At 63.0% G+C, this 18,442-nt stretch carries 21 protein-coding genes; 10 read left to right on the top strand and 11 right to left on the bottom strand.

Annotated features, from left to right (window positions below):
- Nucleotides 1-142 precede the first annotated feature (142 nt).
- From PSOLE_RS08680 to PSOLE_RS08650, 7 genes are all read left to right on the top strand, one after another.
- Nucleotides 143-2,119 carry a dynamin-like GTPase family protein gene (locus tag PSOLE_RS08680; RefSeq protein WP_074855385.1) on the top strand — a complete coding sequence of 659 codons (1,977 nt, stop codon included), beginning with the start codon at nt 143-145 and terminating at the stop codon, nt 2,117-2,119.
- Nucleotides 2,120-2,203: 84 nt separating this feature from the next.
- Entirely contained in the window at nt 2,204-3,343 is a 1,140-nt protein-coding gene (gene metX / locus PSOLE_RS08675; protein ID WP_074855384.1) for a homoserine O-succinyltransferase MetX, read from the top strand.
- 2 nt (nt 3,344-3,345) lie between these two features.
- Complete coding sequence (gene metW, locus PSOLE_RS08670; protein WP_003463948.1) at nt 3,346-3,966, top strand: methionine biosynthesis protein MetW; 621 nt, start codon at nt 3,346-3,348, stop codon at nt 3,964-3,966.
- A 14-nt stretch (nt 3,967-3,980) separates the two neighbouring features.
- Nucleotides 3,981-4,397 (top strand): DUF4426 domain-containing protein, encoded by a 417-nt coding sequence (locus PSOLE_RS08665; RefSeq protein ID WP_003463950.1) that lies wholly within the window; start codon nt 3,981-3,983, stop codon nt 4,395-4,397.
- Between the two features lie 140 nt (nt 4,398-4,537).
- On the top strand, nt 4,538-5,134 hold the full coding sequence (gene rdgB / locus PSOLE_RS08660) for an RdgB/HAM1 family non-canonical purine NTP pyrophosphatase (RefSeq protein WP_055984992.1): 597 nt from the start codon (nt 4,538-4,540) through the stop codon (nt 5,132-5,134).
- Nucleotides 5,131-6,291, top strand: a complete 1,161-nt coding sequence (gene hemW / locus PSOLE_RS08655; RefSeq protein WP_074855383.1) for a radical SAM family heme chaperone HemW — start codon at nt 5,131-5,133, stop codon at nt 6,289-6,291. The genes rdgB and hemW overlap by 4 nt, the downstream gene beginning before the upstream one ends.
- A gap of 87 nt (nt 6,292-6,378) precedes the next feature.
- Nucleotides 6,379-6,702, top strand: coding sequence for a DUF3392 domain-containing protein (locus PSOLE_RS08650; protein WP_074855382.1), 324 nt, complete (start codon nt 6,379-6,381; stop codon nt 6,700-6,702).
- Between the two features lie 40 nt (nt 6,703-6,742).
- On the opposite strand, the gene PSOLE_RS08645 is transcribed toward PSOLE_RS08650, so the two are convergent.
- The 6 genes from PSOLE_RS08645 to PSOLE_RS08620 all read right to left on the bottom strand — a co-directional run bounded on the left by PSOLE_RS08645 (nt 6,743) and on the right by PSOLE_RS08620 (nt 11,904).
- A complete protein-coding gene (locus PSOLE_RS08645; protein ID WP_074855381.1) occupies nt 6,743-7,819 on the bottom strand; it encodes an NAD(P)-dependent alcohol dehydrogenase in 1,077 nt (358 codons plus the stop codon).
- A 116-nt stretch (nt 7,820-7,935) separates the two neighbouring features.
- Nucleotides 7,936-9,276 carry a DUF1329 domain-containing protein gene (locus tag PSOLE_RS08640; RefSeq protein WP_074855380.1) on the bottom strand — a complete coding sequence of 447 codons (1,341 nt, stop codon included), beginning with the start codon at nt 9,274-9,276 and terminating at the stop codon, nt 7,936-7,938.
- A 356-nt stretch (nt 9,277-9,632) separates the two neighbouring features.
- Complete coding sequence (gene trmB, locus PSOLE_RS08635) at nt 9,633-10,349, bottom strand: tRNA (guanosine(46)-N7)-methyltransferase TrmB (RefSeq protein WP_003463960.1); 717 nt, start codon at nt 10,347-10,349, stop codon at nt 9,633-9,635.
- Nucleotides 10,350-10,416: 67 nt separating this feature from the next.
- Entirely contained in the window at nt 10,417-11,211 is a 795-nt protein-coding gene (locus tag PSOLE_RS08630; protein ID WP_074855379.1) for a thiazole synthase, read from the bottom strand.
- Between the two features lie 18 nt (nt 11,212-11,229).
- Nucleotides 11,230-11,430, bottom strand: a complete 201-nt coding sequence (gene thiS, locus PSOLE_RS08625; RefSeq protein WP_003463964.1) for a sulfur carrier protein ThiS — start codon at nt 11,428-11,430, stop codon at nt 11,230-11,232.
- A gap of 102 nt (nt 11,431-11,532) precedes the next feature.
- Nucleotides 11,533-11,904, bottom strand: coding sequence for a DUF423 domain-containing protein (locus tag PSOLE_RS08620; protein WP_074855378.1), 372 nt, complete (start codon nt 11,902-11,904; stop codon nt 11,533-11,535).
- Nucleotides 11,905-12,241: 337 nt separating this feature from the next.
- On the opposite strand from PSOLE_RS08620, the gene mtgA reads away from it, so the two are divergent.
- Nucleotides 12,242-12,970, top strand: coding sequence for a monofunctional biosynthetic peptidoglycan transglycosylase (mtgA, locus tag PSOLE_RS08615; protein WP_074855377.1), 729 nt, complete (start codon nt 12,242-12,244; stop codon nt 12,968-12,970).
- A 1-nt stretch (nt 12,971) separates the two neighbouring features.
- On the opposite strand, the gene PSOLE_RS08610 is transcribed toward mtgA, so the two are convergent.
- From PSOLE_RS08610 to ftsY, 5 genes are all read right to left on the bottom strand, one after another.
- Nucleotides 12,972-13,583: a hypothetical protein gene (locus PSOLE_RS08610; protein WP_074855376.1), complete on the bottom strand. Its 612-nt coding sequence runs from the start codon at nt 13,581-13,583 to the stop codon at nt 12,972-12,974.
- 62 nt (nt 13,584-13,645) lie between these two features.
- Nucleotides 13,646-14,500 (bottom strand): RNA polymerase sigma factor RpoH, encoded by an 855-nt coding sequence (rpoH, locus tag PSOLE_RS08605; protein WP_074855375.1) that lies wholly within the window; start codon nt 14,498-14,500, stop codon nt 13,646-13,648.
- A 143-nt stretch (nt 14,501-14,643) separates the two neighbouring features.
- The gene (ftsX, locus tag PSOLE_RS08600) at nt 14,644-15,660 is read right to left on the bottom strand and encodes a permease-like cell division protein FtsX (protein ID WP_074855374.1); all 1,017 of its coding nucleotides are present in this window, start codon (nt 15,658-15,660) and stop codon (nt 14,644-14,646) included.
- Nucleotides 15,660-16,328, bottom strand: a complete 669-nt coding sequence (gene ftsE, locus PSOLE_RS08595) for a cell division ATP-binding protein FtsE (protein WP_003463983.1) — start codon at nt 16,326-16,328, stop codon at nt 15,660-15,662. The genes ftsX and ftsE overlap by 1 nt, the downstream gene beginning before the upstream one ends.
- Nucleotides 16,325-17,641 (bottom strand): signal recognition particle-docking protein FtsY, encoded by a 1,317-nt coding sequence (gene ftsY, locus PSOLE_RS08590; RefSeq protein ID WP_074855373.1) that lies wholly within the window; start codon nt 17,639-17,641, stop codon nt 16,325-16,327. Before ftsY ends, ftsE begins: the two co-directional genes overlap by 4 nt.
- Here ftsY and PSOLE_RS23650 point away from each other — a divergent pair.
- Complete coding sequence (locus PSOLE_RS23650) at nt 17,640-17,861, top strand: hypothetical protein (RefSeq protein WP_128578752.1); 222 nt, start codon at nt 17,640-17,642, stop codon at nt 17,859-17,861. The genes ftsY and PSOLE_RS23650 overlap by 2 nt on opposite strands.
- 119 nt (nt 17,862-17,980) lie before the next feature.
- A complete protein-coding gene (locus tag PSOLE_RS08585) occupies nt 17,981-18,415 on the top strand; it encodes a BLUF domain-containing protein (RefSeq protein ID WP_074855372.1) in 435 nt (144 codons plus the stop codon).
- Nucleotides 18,416-18,442 lie beyond the last annotated feature (27 nt).

Below are 18,442 nucleotides of genomic sequence, written 5' to 3'. Positions count from 1 at the left end.
GTCGAAGAGGCCAATTGACGGCTGCCTTGCAGCTCGCATAATGCAAACTGTTCTCGCGAAATGCCGTGCTTCCTGGCGGCACCCCGAACCGAACCGTTACGCAGCCCCCGCAAGAGGTGATCTTGCCGAGAGGAGAGCCAGGATGAGCATGGAACGTCTCAGCCAGCAGGTTGACGCCTACGTCGCCTGGAAACGCGAACTGATGCGTGAGATCACGCGTTATCGCAGCTGGCTGGAGCACAACCGGCTCAACTCCGAGGCGGTTCAGGCCAAGCTCGAACGCGCGCTGAAGATCCTGCGTACCGACCACATCACCCTGGCTTTCGTCGGCGAGTTCTCGCGCGGCAAGACCGAGCTGATCAACAGCCTGTTCTTCTCCGAATACGGCCAGCGCATGCTGCCTTCGCATGCCGGGCGCACCACCATGTGCCCCACCGAGCTGTTCTTCGACCCACGCTCGGAGCGCCCCTACATTCGTCTGCTGCCGATCGAGACCCGCACGGCCTCGGCCAGTGTCGCGCAGTTCAAGCGCATTCCCCGGCACTGGGTGAACATCCCGCTGGATACCAGCGACCCCGCCAACATGGCGCTGGCTTTCAGCCAGGTGGCCAAGACCAAAGCCATGCCGGTGGAACAGGCGATCCAGCTCGGCTTCCACCCAGACATGCTCGAAGGCACCGGCAAACGCGGCCAGGTGCTGGTGCCTGCCTGGCGCCATGCGATGGTCAACTTCGATCATCCGCTGCTGCGCCAGGGCTTGCGTATTCTCGACACCCCCGGCCTAAACGCCTTGGGCAGTGAACCCGAGCTGACCCTGTCGATGCTGCCCAATGCCCAGGCGATCATCTTCCTGCTGGCCGCCGATACCGGCGTCACCGCCAGTGACATGCACATCTGGCAGCAGCACATCCGCCAGCTCGACGACGACGCGCAAACCTGCCTGTTCGCCGTGCTGAACAAGATCGACGTACTGTGGGACGACCTCGCCGGCGAAACTTTCGTGCAGAACGCCATCGGCCAAATCCAGAGTGCCACCGCCAAACAGCTGGGCATCGCCAGGCAGGACGTGCTGCCGCTGTCCGCCAAGCAGGCGCTGCTGGCCAAGGTGCGCCAGGACAAGGCATTGCTGGCGCGCAGCCAGATGGCCAATCTGGAGAACCTGCTGTGCGAACGCATCGTCGCGCAGAAGGAACGCCTGATCGAAGATCATGTGGTGCGTCAGGTGCTGGCCTTGCTGAACAACAGCCAGCACGTGCTCAACCTGCGCCTGGAAAAGGTCAGCGAACAACTGGCGCTGCTCGGCAACCACCAACAGGACAATGGCCAGTTGCTGTTCGAGTTGACCGCCAAGACCAAGGAAGATCACACCCAGCACCACAAACGCCTGCTCGGTCTGAAGACCAACCAGCGCCTGCTGCAACGCCAGGGCCAGTTGCTGCGCCACGCCGCACGCGCCGAACGCCTGGAAGAGCACCTGAGCGAAGTCCGTCGCAACCTCACCGGCAGTTGGACCACTCTGGGCATCAACCAGGCCATCCTGCAGTTCTTCCGCGCCGTCGAACAGGATCTGCACAACCTGCAGCACGAGGCGGAAATGGCCAACAAGATGGTCGCCGCCATCTATCGCCGACATAACGAAGAGAGCCCGCTGGGCGGGGTCGACGCGCCGCAGTTCAAGATCCAGCGCTATCTGCGCGAGCTGAAAAAACTGCAAGCCAAGGGCGACCAGTTCCGCCTGCACCTGAAGACCCTGCTCACCGAGCAGCGCAGCCTGACCCGGCGCTTCTTCGCCACCCTGGCCCAGGAAGTGATCGGCCTACACCAGCGCCTGCGCCAGGACGCCGAGCAATGGGCCAACGATGCCTTGATGCCGTTGATGCAGCACACCCTTGAGCACAAGCAGATGCTGGAAAGCCACATGCTGCGCCTCAAGGCCCTGGCCCAGGAAACCCAGCAGACGCACAAGCGCAGCCAACAACTGGCGCGCTACCAGGAAGAGCTGGAGCAACAACTGGCCCTGGCCAGCGACATGCTGCGCGTGCTGCGCTGCCCGGCGCCAGTGCAGCGTCAGGGCAAGGTGGTCAGCCTGCCGTCGGCGGCACGGCAACAAAGCCAGTAGCACAAGCGAACGCCCTGCTCGCTTGCCGCTACCGGCGGTGCTCTTTAGACTGGCGCCCTCCTCCGATTCATTAGCAGCGCCTCAATGCCCACTGCATTTCCCCAAGATTCCGTCGGCCTGGTCAGTCCCCAGGTATTTCGCTTCAGCGAACCCCTGGCGCTGGCCTGCGGGCGCAGCCTGGCCGAGTACGAACTGGTCGTCGAAACCTATGGCGAACTGAACGCCGCGCGCAGCAATGCGGTGCTGATCTGCCACGCTCTGTCCGGCCACCATCACGCCGCCGGCTACCACAGCCCGGATGATCGCAAGCCCGGCTGGTGGGACAGTTGCATCGGCCCCGGCAAACCGATCGACACCAACAAATTCTTCGTCGTCAGCCTCAACAATCTGGGTGGCTGTAACGGTTCCACCGGCCCCAGCAGCACCAATCCGGCGACCGGCAAGCCCTATGGCGCCGACTTCCCGGTGATGACGGTGGAAGACTGGGTGCACAGCCAGGCACGCCTGGCCGATGCTCTGGGCATCGAGCAGTGGGCGGCAGTGATCGGCGGCAGCCTCGGCGGCATGCAGGCCATGCAGTGGACCATCAGCTACCCCGAGCGCGTACGCCACTGCCTGGCGATTGCCTCGGCGCCCAGGCTGTCGGCGCAGAACATCGCCTTCAATGAAGTGGCGCGTCAGGCAATTCTCACCGACCCGGATTTCCACGGCGGACACTTCCTGGAACAGGGCGTGACCCCCAAACGCGGGCTGATGCTGGCGCGCATGGTCGGCCACATCACCTACCTGTCCGACGATGCCATGGGCGAGAAATTCGGCCGTGGCCTAAAGAGCGAAAAGCTCAACTACGACTTCCACAGCGTCGAATTCCAGGTGGAAAGCTACCTGCGCTACCAGGGTGAGGAATTCTCCGGCCGCTTCGACGCCAATACCTATCTGCTGATGACCAAGGCGCTGGACTACTTCGACCCGGCCGCCGCCCATGACGGTGATCTGGCCAAGACCCTGGCCGTGGCCAAGGCGGACTTCTGCGTGATGTCCTTCACCACCGACTGGCGCTTCTCCCCGGCCCGCTCGCGGGAGATCGTCGATGCGCTGACGGCAGCGAAGAAGAACGTCTGCTACCTGGAAATCGACGCGCCGCAGGGCCACGATGCCTTCCTCATGCCGATCCCGCGCTACCTGCAGGCATTCGGCAGCTACATGAAGCGAATCGAGGTATGAGCATGCGAGCGGATCTGGACATCATCCAGGAATGGATCGCCCCGGGCAGCCGTGTGCTCGACCTGGGCTGCGGCGACGGCGAGTTGCTCGCCTGGCTGCGTGACAACAAGCAGGTTTCCGGCTACGGCCTGGAAATCGACCCGGACAAGATCGCCCTGTGCATCGAGCGCGGCGTCAACGTCATCGAGCAAAACCTCGACCTGGGCCTGGGCAACTTCGCCAGCAACAGCTTCGACGTGGTGGTCATGACCCAGTCGCTGCAGGCGCTGCACTACCCGGACAAGGTGCTGGCCGAGATGCTGCGCGTCGGCAAGACCTGCATCATCACCTTCCCCAATTTCGGCCACTGGCGCTGCCGCTGGTACCTGACGACAAAAGGTCGCATGCCGGTGTCGGACTTCCTGCCCTACACCTGGTACAACACACCGAACATCCACTTCTGCACCTTCGAGGACTTCGAGCGCCTGTGCCATGCCCAGGGTGCCCGCGTGGAAGAACGTCTGGCGGTCGACCGTGACCACCGCCATGGCCTGGCAAGCCGCATCTGGCCCAACCTGTTGGGCGAGATCGGCATTTACCGCATCAGCGGCGCGGACCTGTCCGCCCACCGCGTTGCGGTCTGAACGAGGAGAACATCATGCGCCGCATCATCCCCTTCCTGATCGCCCTGTGCCTGGCCCTGCCGGCCGCCGCCGAGCGCAAGCAGAGCTTCGGCGACCTCGACGTGCACTACAGCGTGTTCAATTCCAGCTTCATCCAGCCGGACATCGCCAGCGCCGCCGGCCTGGTACGCAGCAAGACCCAGGGCGTGGTCAATATCGCCGTACTCAAGGCCGGCAAGGCCAGCACCGCGCAGGTCAGCGGCCAGGTGAAGAACCTGCTGGGGCAGAGCAGCGCACTGACCTTCAGGCAGGTCACCGAGAGCGGCGCCATCTACTACCTGGCGCAGTTCCCCTTCTCCAGCCGAGAGATTCTCAGTTTCACCCTCGATGTGCGCCAGGGCGACGACGCGCACCGCATCACCTTCAACCAGGAAATGTTCCCGGATGACTGATGCCGCAGGCGCTGCCGGCATCTTTGCGTAGGCGCCCCGCCCCAGGGCGAAGCTTTCAGGGCGCTGCCGTCCTGGTTCGCGGCGGGGCGCCGCTCCTACAGATTCTGTAATTCAACGTACAACTGACAGGCAATATCCGCATGATCGACCTCAAGGAACTGGTACTGGCCAGCCATAACGCCGGCAAGCTCAAAGAGTTGCAGGCCATGCTCGGCGATGCGGTACGCGTGCGCTCGATCGGCGAGTTCTCCAGCGTCGAACCGGAAGAGACCGGCCTGTCGTTCGTCGAGAACGCCATCCTCAAGGCACGCAACGCCGCGCGCATCTCCGGCCTGCCGGCGCTGGCCGACGATTCCGGCCTGGCGGTGGATTTTCTCGGCGGCGCGCCCGGCATCTACTCGGCGCGCTATGCCGATGGCCAGGGCGACGCAGCGAACAACGCCAAGCTGCTCGCTGCCCTGAAAGACGTGCCGGACGCAGAGCGCGGCGCCCAGTTCGTCTGCGCCCTGGCGCTGGTGCGGCACGCCGACGATCCGCTGCCGATCCTCTGTGAAGGCCTGTGGCACGGGCACATCCTGCACGAAGCCCGTGGCGAGCAAGGCTTCGGCTACGACCCGCTGTTCTGGGTGCCGGAAACCAGCTGCTCCAGTGCCGAACTGCCTGCCGAACAGAAGAATCGCCTCAGCCACCGCGCCCGCGCCATGGCCCTGCTCAAGCAGCGTCTGGGGCTGGCATGAGCAATACCGCTGGCGGGAGTTTCCTGCTCCCGCCCCTGGCGCTCTATATCCACATCCCGTGGTGTGTGCGCAAATGCCCTTACTGCGACTTCAACTCCCATGCCGCCGGGCCGACGCTGCCTGAAGAGGAATACGTCGACGCGCTGCTGGCCGATCTCGATGCCGACCTGCAGCACGTCCATGGCCGGCCACTGACTTCGATCTTCTTCGGTGGCGGCACGCCCAGCCTGTTCTCCGACCGCGCCCTGGGCCGTTTGCTGGAAGGCGTCGAGCGGCGTGTGGCCTTCGCTGGTGACATCGAGATCACCCTGGAAGCCAACCCCGGCACTTTCGAGCAGGCCAAGTTCAAGGGCTACCGCAGCCTCGGCATCAACCGTCTGTCCATCGGTGTGCAGAGTTTCCAGCAGACCAAGCTCAAGGCACTGGGGCGTATCCACGATGGCGACGAGGCCATTCGCGCCGCCGACATGGCCCGCGCTGCCGGCTTCGACAATTTCAACCTTGACCTGATGCACGGCCTACCCGAGCAGAGCATCGAGGACGCCCTGTTCGACCTGCGCACGGCCATCAGCCAGGGGCCGACACACCTGTCCTGGTACCAGCTGACCATGGAGCCGAATACGGTGTTCTGGAGCCAGCCACCCGAGCTGCCCGAAGACGATCTGCTGTGGGACATCCAGGAAGCCGGCCAGGCGCTGCTCGCCGCCGAGGGCTACGCGCAGTACGAGGTGTCCGCCTACACCCAGGCCGGCAAACAGGCGCGGCACAACCTCAACTACTGGACCTTCGGCGACTTTCTCGGCATCGGTGCTGGCGCCCACGCCAAGCTGAGCACACCCGCAGGGCGCATCCAGCGCACCTGGAAAACCCGCCTGCCGAAGGACTACCTCGACCCGGCCAAGGCATTCCAGGCCGGCGAACGCCTGCTGGCAGCCGACGAGTTGCCCTTCGAATTTCTGATGAACGTGCTGCGCCTGAGCGAAGGCGCGCCAGCCGAGCTGTTCAGCCAGCGCACCGGCCTGCCGTTGCAGCAACTCGAACAGGCGCGCCGCGAAGCCGAACGCCAGGGCCTGCTGCAAGCCGATGAAACTCGACTGGTCGCCACGGCCAAGGGCCAGCTGTTTCTCAATGATCTGCTGCAGCAGTTCCTGGCCTAGTTCACCCACAGCGCGGCATGAATCCGGTAGGCTAACGCGCCATTCGCGCGGCCATCGCTCACGTCGCGCTGTACTGAAGGAGCCTGCATGGATCTGCTACTGGACCTGATCGTCACCCTCTCGCGCTGGAGCCGCAGCCACCTCGGCGATATCTCCCTGGCCATCATGGCCACTTTGCTGGTGCTGTTCGGCCCAGCCATCAACGCCTGGGTTCAACGCACCATCGGCAACCTCAATTTCGTCCTGCGCACCCTACTGTTCGTGGTGTTCTGCGCGGTCGGCTATGGCCTGGCGATCGTCTTCCTCACGCCCTGGCTGGCCAAGGGGCTGGCGCAGTTCAACAACTTCACCCTGGCGCCAGTACTGATCCTGATCTTCGTGGTAATCGGCATCCTCGCCGACCGCAACTAGATCGTCCTGCGCGTCATCAGCGACGCGCAGGACGAAGGCTTCAGAATGGCTTGATCGCCACCTTGAGTACGCCGTCGCGCTGATTGGCGAACAGGTCGTAGGCCTCGACGATGTTCTCCAAGCGATACTGGTGAGTGACCAACGCGCCGAGGTCGACGCGCTCGGAGGCCACCACATTGAGCAAACGGCGCATGCGTTCCTTGCCCCCCGGGCACAGCGAGGTAACGATACGGTGGTCGCCCAGCCCGGCGTGGAAGGCACCCAGTGGAATGGTCAGGTCGCTGGAGTAAACCCCCAGACTGGACAGCGTGCCGCCCGGCTTGAGCACCCGCAACGCCTGTTCGAAGGTGCTCTGCAGGCCCAGCGCCTCGATCGAGGCATCCACGCCACGGCCGCCGGTGAGCTTGAAGATCTCGTCCACCACGTCCACTTCGCGGAAATTCAGGGTGACGTCGGCGCCGAGCTGGCGGGCAATACGCAGGCGTTCGTCGACACCATCGATGGCGATGATCGTGCTGGCCCCGCGCAACTTGGCTCCGGCGGTGGCGCACAGGCCAATCGGCCCCTGGGCGAACACCGCCACCACATCGCCGATCTTGATATTGGCCGCCTCGGCACCGGCAAAACCGGTGGACATGATGTCCGGACACATCAGCACCTGCTCGTCGCTCAGGCCATCCGGTACCGGCGCCAGATTGGCCTGGGCGTCGGGAACCAGCACATATTCGGCCTGGGTGCCGTCGATGCTGTTGCCGAAGCGCCAGCCGCCCATGGGTTTGTAACCGTGGCACTGGCAGCCACCATCCTGGGCCGGATAACCATCCTGGCAGGCGTAGGAGGTGAAGCTGGGACAGATGGCGCCGGCGATGACCCGCTGGCCTTCCTGATAGCCCTGCACATTGGCGCCCAGCTTCTCGATCACCCCCACCGGCTCGTGACCCACGGTCAGCCCACTGGCCACCGGGTACTCCCCCTTGAGAATGTGTACGTCGGTGCCGCAGATGGTGGTAGTGGTGATACGCACCAGCGCATCGTTGGCCCCGACTGGTGGAATCGGTTTGTCCACCAGTTCGATACGCCCGGGTTCGATAAACACAGCCGCTTTCATCAGGCTCATGGCCTTGCCCTCATTAGAGTCCGAGATATCTGACTCTAGCCCAACGGGCGGCGGCGGTATTGCCACGGATCAAACAGCGGAGCAGCACAGCACAGGCCGCCAGTGCAGCCCGTGGCTCAGTTGCCTTCGCGGCGCAGGGCCTGCGGGGTGAAGTCGCGCGGGCTCAGCCGGGCATTGAAGTCGTACATCTTCTCGTTGTTGTCCAGACCATCGGCGAAGTAGCGCCCGCCCTTGAAGTCATAGACGGTTTCAAGCGTGGAACCGAACATGGGCACGTCGTAATAGCTGATCGGATGCGCTTCCTGCAGGCCAATCAGATTGCCGCTGCGGTCGTACAGGTCGACGGCAAGAATCTGCCAGCTGTCTTCGTCCAGGTAAAAGCGGCGCTTGGCATATGGATGGCTGAAGCCCGTGCGCAGATCCGCCTCCACCACCCAAACGCGGTGCAATTCATAGCGCAGCAGCGCGGGGTTGATGTGCCGGGCCTGAAGAATATCGGCGTAGGGGATGCCCTGCTGGTGCACGGCATAACTGTTGTACGGCACCAGCATCTCGCGCTTGCCCAGCAGTTGCCATGCGTAGCGATCCGGTGCGCCGTTGTAGGCGTCCACCTGGTCGGCCGTGGCCATGCCGTTGGTATCGGGCTGCAGGGTGTCGTAGGCAAGCATCGGCAGACGGCGCACACGGCGCTCACCACGATTGAAGCGCCAGGCCTTGCGAATCGCCAGCACCTGGTCGAGGGTCTCCTGCACCACCAGCGCCGAACCGGCCAGCTTGGCCGGCGCCACCACCTTGTACTTGTAGTAGAACAGAGTGTTGTCCAGATCCTGCGGGGCCACACCTTCGCGACCGTAGAGGAAATAGATGTCGCGCTCGAGCTTGAGCAAGTTGTAGCCGCCGTTGGCGAGCACCGCTGCCTGGTTGGTGACCATGCTGATCTGGTCGCCACGGTAGCGCATGATGTGGTTCCAGATGGCCTCCTGGCCATTCTGCGGTATCGGAAACGGCACACCGGCCGCAGCGCCCTGAACACCGTTACCGCCAGAAATCAGCTCGGCATTCAGTGCATTGAAGCGGGTGGCGTCGTAGATGCGCTGCGGCGCAGCTGCACTGCGGCGAGTCGGGAATACGCGCAAATAGAAGCTTGGGTTCTGCTGCAGCAGCGTCTTGAGGCCGACCGGCAACTGTTGCTCGTACTGCGCCAGATTCTGGCTGTCGACGCGATACAACAGGTTGTCATCCGCGTAAGGATCCGGGTGGTGCATACCCGGCTGGTAGTTGGCCGGCGGCGTGGCCAGGCCACCCGTCCAGGCTGGGATGGTGCCACTGGCATTGGCAGCGCGCTCGCCGCCCAGCGGGGTCAGTTCCTGACCCAGACGTGCAGCCTGGCTGGCATCGACGCTGGCCTGGGCCTGAAACGCCAGGGCGCTCAGCAGAAGTAGGGAAACCGATCTCAACGCAATGCTCTCCTCGCGACGACATGACAGCGGCGCCGCTATTGTCCGCGCACCTTGCAGGTGCGCTTGTCTTTGTTGTGTTCTGAGAGCCTGCTCACGATCTCGCGAGCTAGAGCGATACAACACCGATGGCGGCCCCGCAAAAACAAGCGAGGAACGGTCGGAGTCGCGCTCGACTTTACGAGTGGTAAATGAGCATTCCGAGCTTGTTTTTAACGCAGTAGCGCCGACGCGCAGCAGATCGTGAGCAGGTTCTGAGGTGAGGCGCCGTCCTGGCCGTCGGGTTATCCCGATCTAATCGTGCATCCTGCCGGTTCTATATACGGGCGATCCCTACGGACAGGATCGTTCGGCAATCACTCCTGACGCTGAAACTTCAGATCCCACACGCCATGGCCGAGACGCTCGCCACGACGTTCGAACTTGGTCACCGGACGCTCCTCGGGACGCGGCACGTAGGTGCCATCGGCCGCCAGGTTGCGATAGCCCGGCGCTGCATTCATCACTTCGAGCATGTGCTCGGCGTAGTTCTCCCAATCGGTAGCCATGTGCAGCACACCACCGATCTTCAACTTGCTGCGCACCAGCTCGGCAAAAGCCGGCTGGACGATGCGGCGCTTGTGGTGGCGCGACTTGTGCCAGGGGTCGGGGAAGAACAGCAGCACGCGATCGAGGCTGGCGTCGGCCACGCAGTCACGCAGCACCTCCAGCGCATCGCAGCTGTAGACCCGCAGGTTGCTGAGGCCCTGCGTCATCGCACCGTTGAGCAGCGCACCCACGCCAGGCTTGTGTACCTCGACACCGATGAAATCCTGTTCAGGCGCAGCAGCAGCCATCTCCAGGGTGGAGTGGCCCATACCGAAGCCGATCTCGAAGGTGCGCGGCGCACTGCGACCGAACACTTGGTCGAAGTCGCGCAGACCATCTTCCAGCTCCAGGCCGAACAACGGCCAGCCCTTGTCGATGCCGCGCTGCTGGCCCTCGGTCATGCGCCCGGCACGCATCACGAAGCTCTTGATGGTACGGCGCTGGCGACCGTCTTCGGTCAGTTCGGGCTGTTGGGTATCGGTCATGCTGGACTCTTGTAGATTGCGTTACGACTGGCGCGCCGGCGGACCGGCACGCAGCCAATCGTCATCCTTAGTTGATCAGGCCAGTCAGCGGCGACGACGCACTGGCATAGAGTTTCTTCGGCATGCGACCGGCCAGGTAGGCCAGGCGGCCAGCCTCGACGGCATACTGCATGGCGCGCGCCATCAGCACCGGATTCTGCGCTTCGGCGATGGCGCTGTTCATCAGCACGGCCTCGCAGCCCAGTTCCATGGCGATGGTGGCGTCGGAGGCCGTGCCCACGCCGGCATCGACCAGCACCGGCACCTTCGACTCCTCGAGGATGATGCGCAGGTTGTAGGGGTTGCAGATACCCAGGCCCGAGCCGATCAGGCCGGCCAGCGGCATCACCGCGATGCAGCCGATCTCGGCCAGTTGGCGGGCGATGATCGGGTCGTCACTGGTGTAGACCATGACGTCGAAACCGTCCTTGACCAGCACTTCGGCGGCCTTGATGGTTTCGATGACGTTGGGGAACAGGGTTTTCTGGTCGGCCAGCACTTCCAGCTTGACCAGGTTGCGGCCATCGAGCAGCTCACGCGCCAGGCGGCAGGTGCGCACGGCCTCGACAGCGTCATAGCAGCCGGCGGTATTGGGCAGGATGGTGTACTGGTCCGGGCTGATCACGTCGAGCAGGTTCGGTTCACCGGGGTTCTGGCCGATGTTGGTGCGACGCACGGCCACGGTGACGATCTCGGCACCGGAAGCCGCGATGGCGTCACGGGTCTCGTCCATATCCTTGTACTTGCCGGTACCGACCAGCAGGCGCGACTGGAACGTACGACCGGCCAGGGTGAAGGGCTTGTCGCTGCGAACTTGGCTCATGGAATACTCCTCGTGAGGTCAGCCGCCGCCGATGGCGTGCACCACTTCCACCTGATCGCCCTCGGCGAGCTGAGTGCTGTCGTGCTGGCTGCGTGGAACGATGTCCAGATTGAGCTCGACCGCCACACGGCGCCCGGTCAGGTCGAGGCGAACCAACAGGTCGGCGACGCTCTGGTTATCCGGCAGTTCGAAGGGTTCACCATTCAACTGGATACGCATGACGACTCGGTCACAACTGGAAAGAGGGCCGGCATTCTAGCCCGTTAACTGGCCACGACCAAGGCTAAAAGGCGCCATTCGTCCTCATTTCTGACGCCAGGGTCAGGCCAGTCTCCAGGCCGCCAAACCCAGGCATAGCCAGCCGATCAGGAAGGCAACGCCGCCGAACGGGGTGATCATGCCAAGCTTGCCGATACCGCTGAGCGTCAGCAGGTAGAGGCTGCCAGAGAACAGCAGGATACCCACGGCGAAAGCGCCACCGGCCAGGTTTACCAAGCGTCCGGGCATATGCAGCGCCAGCAGACCGACACCGAACAGAGCCAGCGCATGGATGAGCTGATAGTGCGTACCGGTCTGGAACACCGCCAGATACTCGGGCGTCAGGCGGCTCTTCAGACCGTGAGCGGCAAAGGCGCCCAGAGCGACACCGGTAAAGCCGGCAAAAGCGGATAGCAACAGCCAGAGACGAGCCATGGAAACTCCTGGATAGATCGACCAGAGCGCAGTTTAACCACTGGCTCGTGTGGCGAGATGGTCGTTATTGTCACACCGGCGCCCAAGCCTGTGGTGTCGCGGAAATGTACAAGCCGATGTCAAAAATCGCTGCCGGCGATTTTTTGCTACCTGCCATCCCTGGCGGTAACCCTAGCGGGCCGTCGGCAGAGCCGACGTCAAAAATCGCTCCCGGCGATTTTTTGCTGCCTGCCATCCCTGGCGGCAACCCTGTGGGCCGTCGGCAGAGCCGACGTCAAAAATCGCTCCCGGCGATTTTTTGTTTTAATAGCGCCACGCCCAATCATTGCGAGACCCCATGCTTCGAGCCCTGACCCGCCGCCTGCTGAAACTGCTGCTCTGGCTGATGCTGGCCAGCGCCTTGCTGGTGCTCGTGTTGCGCTGGGTGCCGCCGCCCGGCACGGCCTTGATGATCGAGCGCAAGATCGAATCCTGGGGCAGCGAACAGCCCATCGAGCTGAAGCGCCAGTGGCGCCCCTGGAAAGAACTCCCGGATCACCTGAAGATGGCGGTGATCGCCGCTGAAGACCAGAAATTCGCCGAACACTGGGGGTTCGATGTCGGCGCGATTCAGGCGGCGCTGGCGCATAACCAGAGCGGCGGCTCACTAAGAGGCGCCAGCACCCTCAGCCAGCAGGTGGCGAAGAACCTGTTTCTCTGGTCCGGACGCAGTTGGCTGCGCAAAGGGCTGGAAGCCTGGTTCACCGCACTGATCGAAGTGCTCTGGTCGAAAGAACGCATCCTTGAGGTGTACCTCAATAGCGTCGAGTGGGGCGATGGCATCTTTGGCGCCGAAGCCGCGGCACAACACCATTTCGGTGTCGGCGCGCCTTATCTCAATCGCCAGCAGGCCAGCCAGCTGGCAGCGGTGCTACCTAACCCGCTGCGTTGGAGCGCAGGCCGACCGGACGCCTACGTCAATCGCCGCGCAGCCTGGATTCGCCAGCAAATGAATCAGTTGGGGGGCAGCCACTACCTCAATCAACTCAAGCCGCAGCGCCCCGATTGGTGGCCGCGCTGGCTGTAAGCTAGCGGGTAGCGCGAAAAGCCTTGCGCGGGACGGCGTGCAACAGCTCGACCTCGTCGCCCTGCAGATGCACGGTCAGCCCCCATTGTGGATAGACCCAGGCCTGGCCTTCGGCCAGCTCCAACGTCAAGCGTGGCTGCCCGAGACTGGCAGCCAGGCGGTCGCTGGCCAGCGCTTGCGGGGCACTCAGATTGAGGCTGGCGATGGAAAAACCAGCCATCTGATCGACCAGTGATTGACCAAGGGCCAACTCGGCATCACCGGCCTGAAGGCCCTGCGCCGCCATCAGACTGTTGCGCTGCTCAAGGCTTAACCTAACCTCCGCCTCGAGCAACCAGTCGCCCTCTTCCCCGTCGAGCGACGCACGATAGAAAAGCCGTGCGCAGTCCAGGCGCGGCGCCAGCCACAGCTCGCCTGGCGCTGACGCCTGCACCTCACGCAGCATCAACTCGTCTTCGGCCAGCGGCTGCAACAGCACATCACGCCACTGCTGCAGATTGGCCACCGGCTCAACCTCGGTACTGCGCATCAGCCAGGCACCCCAGGCGAAGAACAGCGCGGCGACGAGCGCGAATATCAGCCAGTGCTGCGCTTTCAGTGGGGCTTTGTTCAAGGCAATCGCTCCAGACAGAAAAAAGCCGCACCAGGGTGCGGCTTTTCGGGGTAACGGCAGACTCAGGCGGCGATATAGCCTTTGAGCTTGTTCATCGCGTTCTTTTCAAGCTGACGAATACGCTCGGCCGACACATTGTACTTGGCGGCTAGGTCGTGCAGCGTCGCCTTCTCCTCGGCCAGCCAGCGCTGGTAGAGGATGTCGCGGCTGCGCTCGTCCAGGCTTTCCAGCGCTTCGTGCAGGTTGCTGCTGGAACTGTCGCTCCAATCGGCATCCTCGAGCTGACGAGCCGGGTCGTAACGATGGTCTTCCAGATAATGCGCGGGTGACTGGAAGGCACTGTCATCGTCGGCATCGGCAGCCGGGTCGAAGGCCATGTCCTGGCCGGTCAGGCGACTTTCCATCTCGCGCACTTCGTGCAGCTCGACGCCCAGGCTTGCGGCCACGGCGGTCACTTCATCGTTGTTCAGCCAGGCCAGACGCTTCTTCTGGCTGCGCAGGTTGAAGAACAGTTTGCGCTGGGCCTTGGTGGTGGCCACTTTGACGATGCGCCAGTTCTTCAGGATGAACTCGTGGATCTCGGCACGGATCCAGTGCACGGCGAAGGACACCAGACGCACGCCCATTTCCGGATTGAAGCGCTTGACCGCCTTCATCAGGCCGACATTGCCTTCCTGGATCAGGTCGGCCTGGGCCAGACCATAGCCGGAGTAGCTGCGCGCGATATGCACCACGAAACGCAGGTGGGCCAACACCATCTGGCGGGCGGCCTCGAGATCCTGCTGGTAAAAGAGATTTTCGGCCAGTTCACGCTCCTGCTCAGGCGTCAGCAGCGGAATGCTGTTGACCGCATGCACGTACGCTTCCAGGTTGGCGCCTGGAACCAGAGCATGGACAGATTGCAAGGAAGTGGACATTCGAATCCTCCGATTCACGAAACTCGTGCAGTGTAGCACTGAGCCATCTGATGCAAAACCTGTGGATAAGTTCCCTGAGAGATAGTCAATATCAACCAAAACAATGACTTGTCAGCCTGCGTTCAGCCTTACCGAACAACGCCCTAACGGGGTGCAAGTTCGTTCAGATGACGCGCCACCGCCAGCCAGGCGCCAATATAGCCCAACAGCACGGCGCCAAACAGCAGCGAAAAACCATCAGAAGAAGGTACGCCACCCAGCGCGAAATCGCTACCGTAAAGACCGGCCAAACGTACTACAGCATCGTTCAGCCAATCCAGCCCGAAGGCCAGCAGCAACCAGGCGAAGATGCCTGCGCCAAAACCGTACAACGCGCCCATATAAAGGAAGGGACGGCGTACATAGCCATCGGTGCCGCCCACCAGCTTGATCACTTCGATCTCGGCACGGCGGTTTTCGATATGCAGGCGGATGGTGTTACCGATCACCAGCAGCAGCGCCAGAATCAGCAGCAGGCTGAGGCCGAAGACGAAACGATCACCCAGTTTGAGGATGGCAGTCAGGCGCTCGACCCAGACCAGATCGAGCTGCGCCTGCTCTACCTTGGGCAGCTCCGCCAGGCGCTGGCGCAGGGCCTCAAGCTTGGCCTTGTCGACTTCCTTGGGCGTTACCAGCACCACGCCGGGCAGCGGATTATCCGGCAACTCCTTGAGCGCCTGACCCAGACCGGACAGCTGCTGGAACTCTTCCAGTGCCTGTTCGCGGCTGATCCATTCGGCCTCGGCAACGTCATCCATCGCCGCGATCTGCCCGCGCAGTGCCTGACCATCGCGCTCGCCGGCCGACATGTCGAGGAACAGGGAAATCTGCGCCGCACGCTGCCAGGAGCCGCCGAGCTTCTCGACGTTGTCCAACAGCAGCGACAGACCCATGGGCAGGCTCAACGCCACGGCCATCACCAGGCAGGTGAAGAAACTGCCGATGGGCTGACGCGCCAGGCGGCGCAGGCTGTCGACCAGGCTGGCGCGGTGGCTTTCCAGCCAGGCATGGAACAGCGTGCGAAAATCCGGCTCGTCCGCCGGGCCGTCGACCACCTTGTTGCGCGGCGCCGCGCCGACCCGTTCGGCCGGTTGCGGCGTGGGCATTTTCGATGCGCTCATCAGGCAGCCTCCCCGTCACCGATCAGGCGACCGCGTTGCAGGGTGAGCATGCGCTGGCGCATGCGTGCGATCAGCGCCAGGTCGTGACTGGCGATCAGCACGGTGGTGCCCAACTGGTTGATGTCTTCGAACACCCCCATGATCTCGGCGGCCAGGCGCGGGTCGAGGTTACCGGTGGGCTCATCCGCCAGCAGCAGGGCCGGACGGTGGACGATGGCGCGGGCGATGCCGACACGCTGCTGCTGACCGGTGGACAGATCGCCAGGCGATTGCGCCGCCTTGTCACTGAGGCTGACGCGCTCCAGCGCCGCGCCGACGCGCTTGGCGATCTCCGGCTTGGACAGGCCGAGAATCTGCAGCGGCAGCGCTACGTTGTCGTACACAGTGCGGTCGAACAGCAACTGGTGGTTCTGGAACACCACACCGATCTGCCGGCGCAGGAAGGGAATCTGCGCATTGGTGATGGTCGACAGGTCCTGCCCGGCCAGCAGCAACTTGCCGCTGGTGGGCCGTTCCATCGCCAGCAGCAAACGCAGCAGCGTGCTCTTGCCGGCGCCGGAGTGACCGGTGACGAAGAGAAATTCGCCCGGGCGAACGCGGAAAGTCAGCTCGTGCAGCCCGACATGGCCATTGGGGTAACGCTTGGCGACCTGCTCGAATCGGATCATGCCCGCTCGCGCTCCTCGAAGAGTGCCTGGACGAAAGCCTGCGCCTGGAACGGACGCAGGTCATCGATGCCTTCACCCACGCCGATATAGCGAATCGGCAGACCGAACTGCTTGGCCAGGGCGAAGATAACGCCGCCCTTGGCGGTGCCGTCGAGTTTGGTCAGTGCCAGACCGGTGAGGTTCACGGTCTGGTTGAACTGCTTGGCCTGGTTGATGGCGTTCTGCCCGGTGCCGGCATCGAGTACCAGCAGCACCTCATGCGGCGCGGTTTCGTCCAGCTTGCCGATCACCCGACGGACCTTCTTCAACTCTTCCATCAGGTTGTCTTTGGTGTGCAGGCGCCCGGCGGTGTCGGCGATAAGCACGTCGATGCCACGCGACTTGGCGGCCTGCACCGCATCGAAGATCACCGAAGCCGAATCGGCGCCGGTGTGCTGAGCGATGACCGCAATGTTGTTGCGCTCGCCCCAGACCTGCAGTTGCTCCACCGCAGCGGCGCGGAAGGTGTCGCCCGCGGCGAGCATGACCTTCTTGCCTTCGAGCTGCAGCTTCTTGGCCAGCTTGCCGATGGTGGTGGTCTTGCCCACGCCGTTCACACCTACGACGAGAATCACGTAAGGCTGTTTGGCAGTGTCGATGACCAGCGGCTGCTCGACCGGCTTGAGCAGGCTGACCAACTCTTCCTGCAGTGCCTTGTACAGGGCGCCGCTGTCGGCGAGCTCCTTGCGCGCCACGCGCTTGGTCAGGTTGCCGATGATCGCGGTGGTCGCCTCGACGCCAACGTCGGCGGTGAGCAGGCGGGTTTCCAGATCGTCGAGCAGGTCATCGTCGATGGCCTTCTTGCCGAGGAACAGGCTGGCCATGCCTTCACCGAGGCTGGCGCTGGTTTTGGACAGGCCTTGCTTGAGGCGGGCGAAAAAGCTCGGCTTTTCCTGAGTGACTGGCGCCGCGACGAGAGCTGGCGCAGCCACGACGGGTGCGGTCTCGACAGCAGGCTCGGACACGACCAGCGGCGGTTCAATAACGACAGGGGCGGCTGGGGGTTCAGCAGCCTGCGCTTCAGGCTGTGGTGCTGGAGCGGACGCGACCTCAGCCACTTCAGGCTCGGCTACAGCCGCGGGCTCAAGCGTCGTCGACTCGACAGGCTCCTGGGTAACAGTTTGCTCGATGGGCGCGGATTGAGTCGACTTGGCAGCAGTTTCTGCGGGTTTCTTGCGCCACCAACTGAACAGGGATTTCTTCTCTTCACTCATAGGCTGAGCCTGAGTATCGGCCTCAGCCGGTGGATTCTTGTCGTCTTTGGAACCAAACATGGGTCTTCTCAAAGGGGCGAGCAGTCATCGCAGGCAGTCGGTGCCGCGTGCCGCATCCAGAAAAATTCGCTTGCCAGGTATGTCCCGGGGCAACCGCCCGCACGGGCACATCAAAGGGCTTGCGCTGTACGAAACAGCCCGAGACTTTACCACTTTAGAGCGCTACCGCGCAGCGTTGCAGCCTGCCAGTTTCCTGCCGCTGATCAGGCGCCTGCGGTAATCACCATCGCCAGCGCGAGACCCGACAGTAGCGCGCCCAAAAACCTATGCAAAAGCTGTACAGTCTGACACGCCATTGTCGAACATCTTCCTCAGCTCATCCTTTGCGGGGTCGCCAGCATGCTTGTCCGCCTTACCTATGCCAGCCGCGCCAGCCATGGCATGTCTTCACAACTGATCCGCGATATTCTCGAAAGCTCGCAACGCAACAACCCGATACGCGGCCTCACTGGCATCCTGTGCTGTAACGCCGACACCTTTGTTCAAGCACTGGAAGGACCACGAACGGCCATCAACGTGTTGTACAACCGTTTGGCAGAGGATAACCGCCACAAGGACCTGACGATTTTCGACTACGAAGAGATCCACGTTCGCCGCTACGCCAGCTGGAGCATGGGCTGGGCCGGCGCCAAGCAGGTCAACCGAGAACTTTTTCTGAAATACTCCTGCAGCGACCGCCTGGACCCTTTCGGCATGAGCGCCGAACAGGTCAATGGCTTGCTACTGGAACTGTCGGCAAGCGTGAGCACCATCAGCGCGCCGATTATCGACTGAATCCAATTCGCTGCGACGCAGAACCTA

This window comes from Pseudomonas oleovorans subsp. oleovorans (assembly GCF_002197815.1).
GTDB classification, from domain to species: Bacteria; Pseudomonadota; Gammaproteobacteria; order Pseudomonadales; family Pseudomonadaceae; genus Aquipseudomonas; species Aquipseudomonas oleovorans.
Note: the sequence above shows the minus strand (reverse complement) of the source record. Positions and strands in the feature narration are given on the sequence as shown.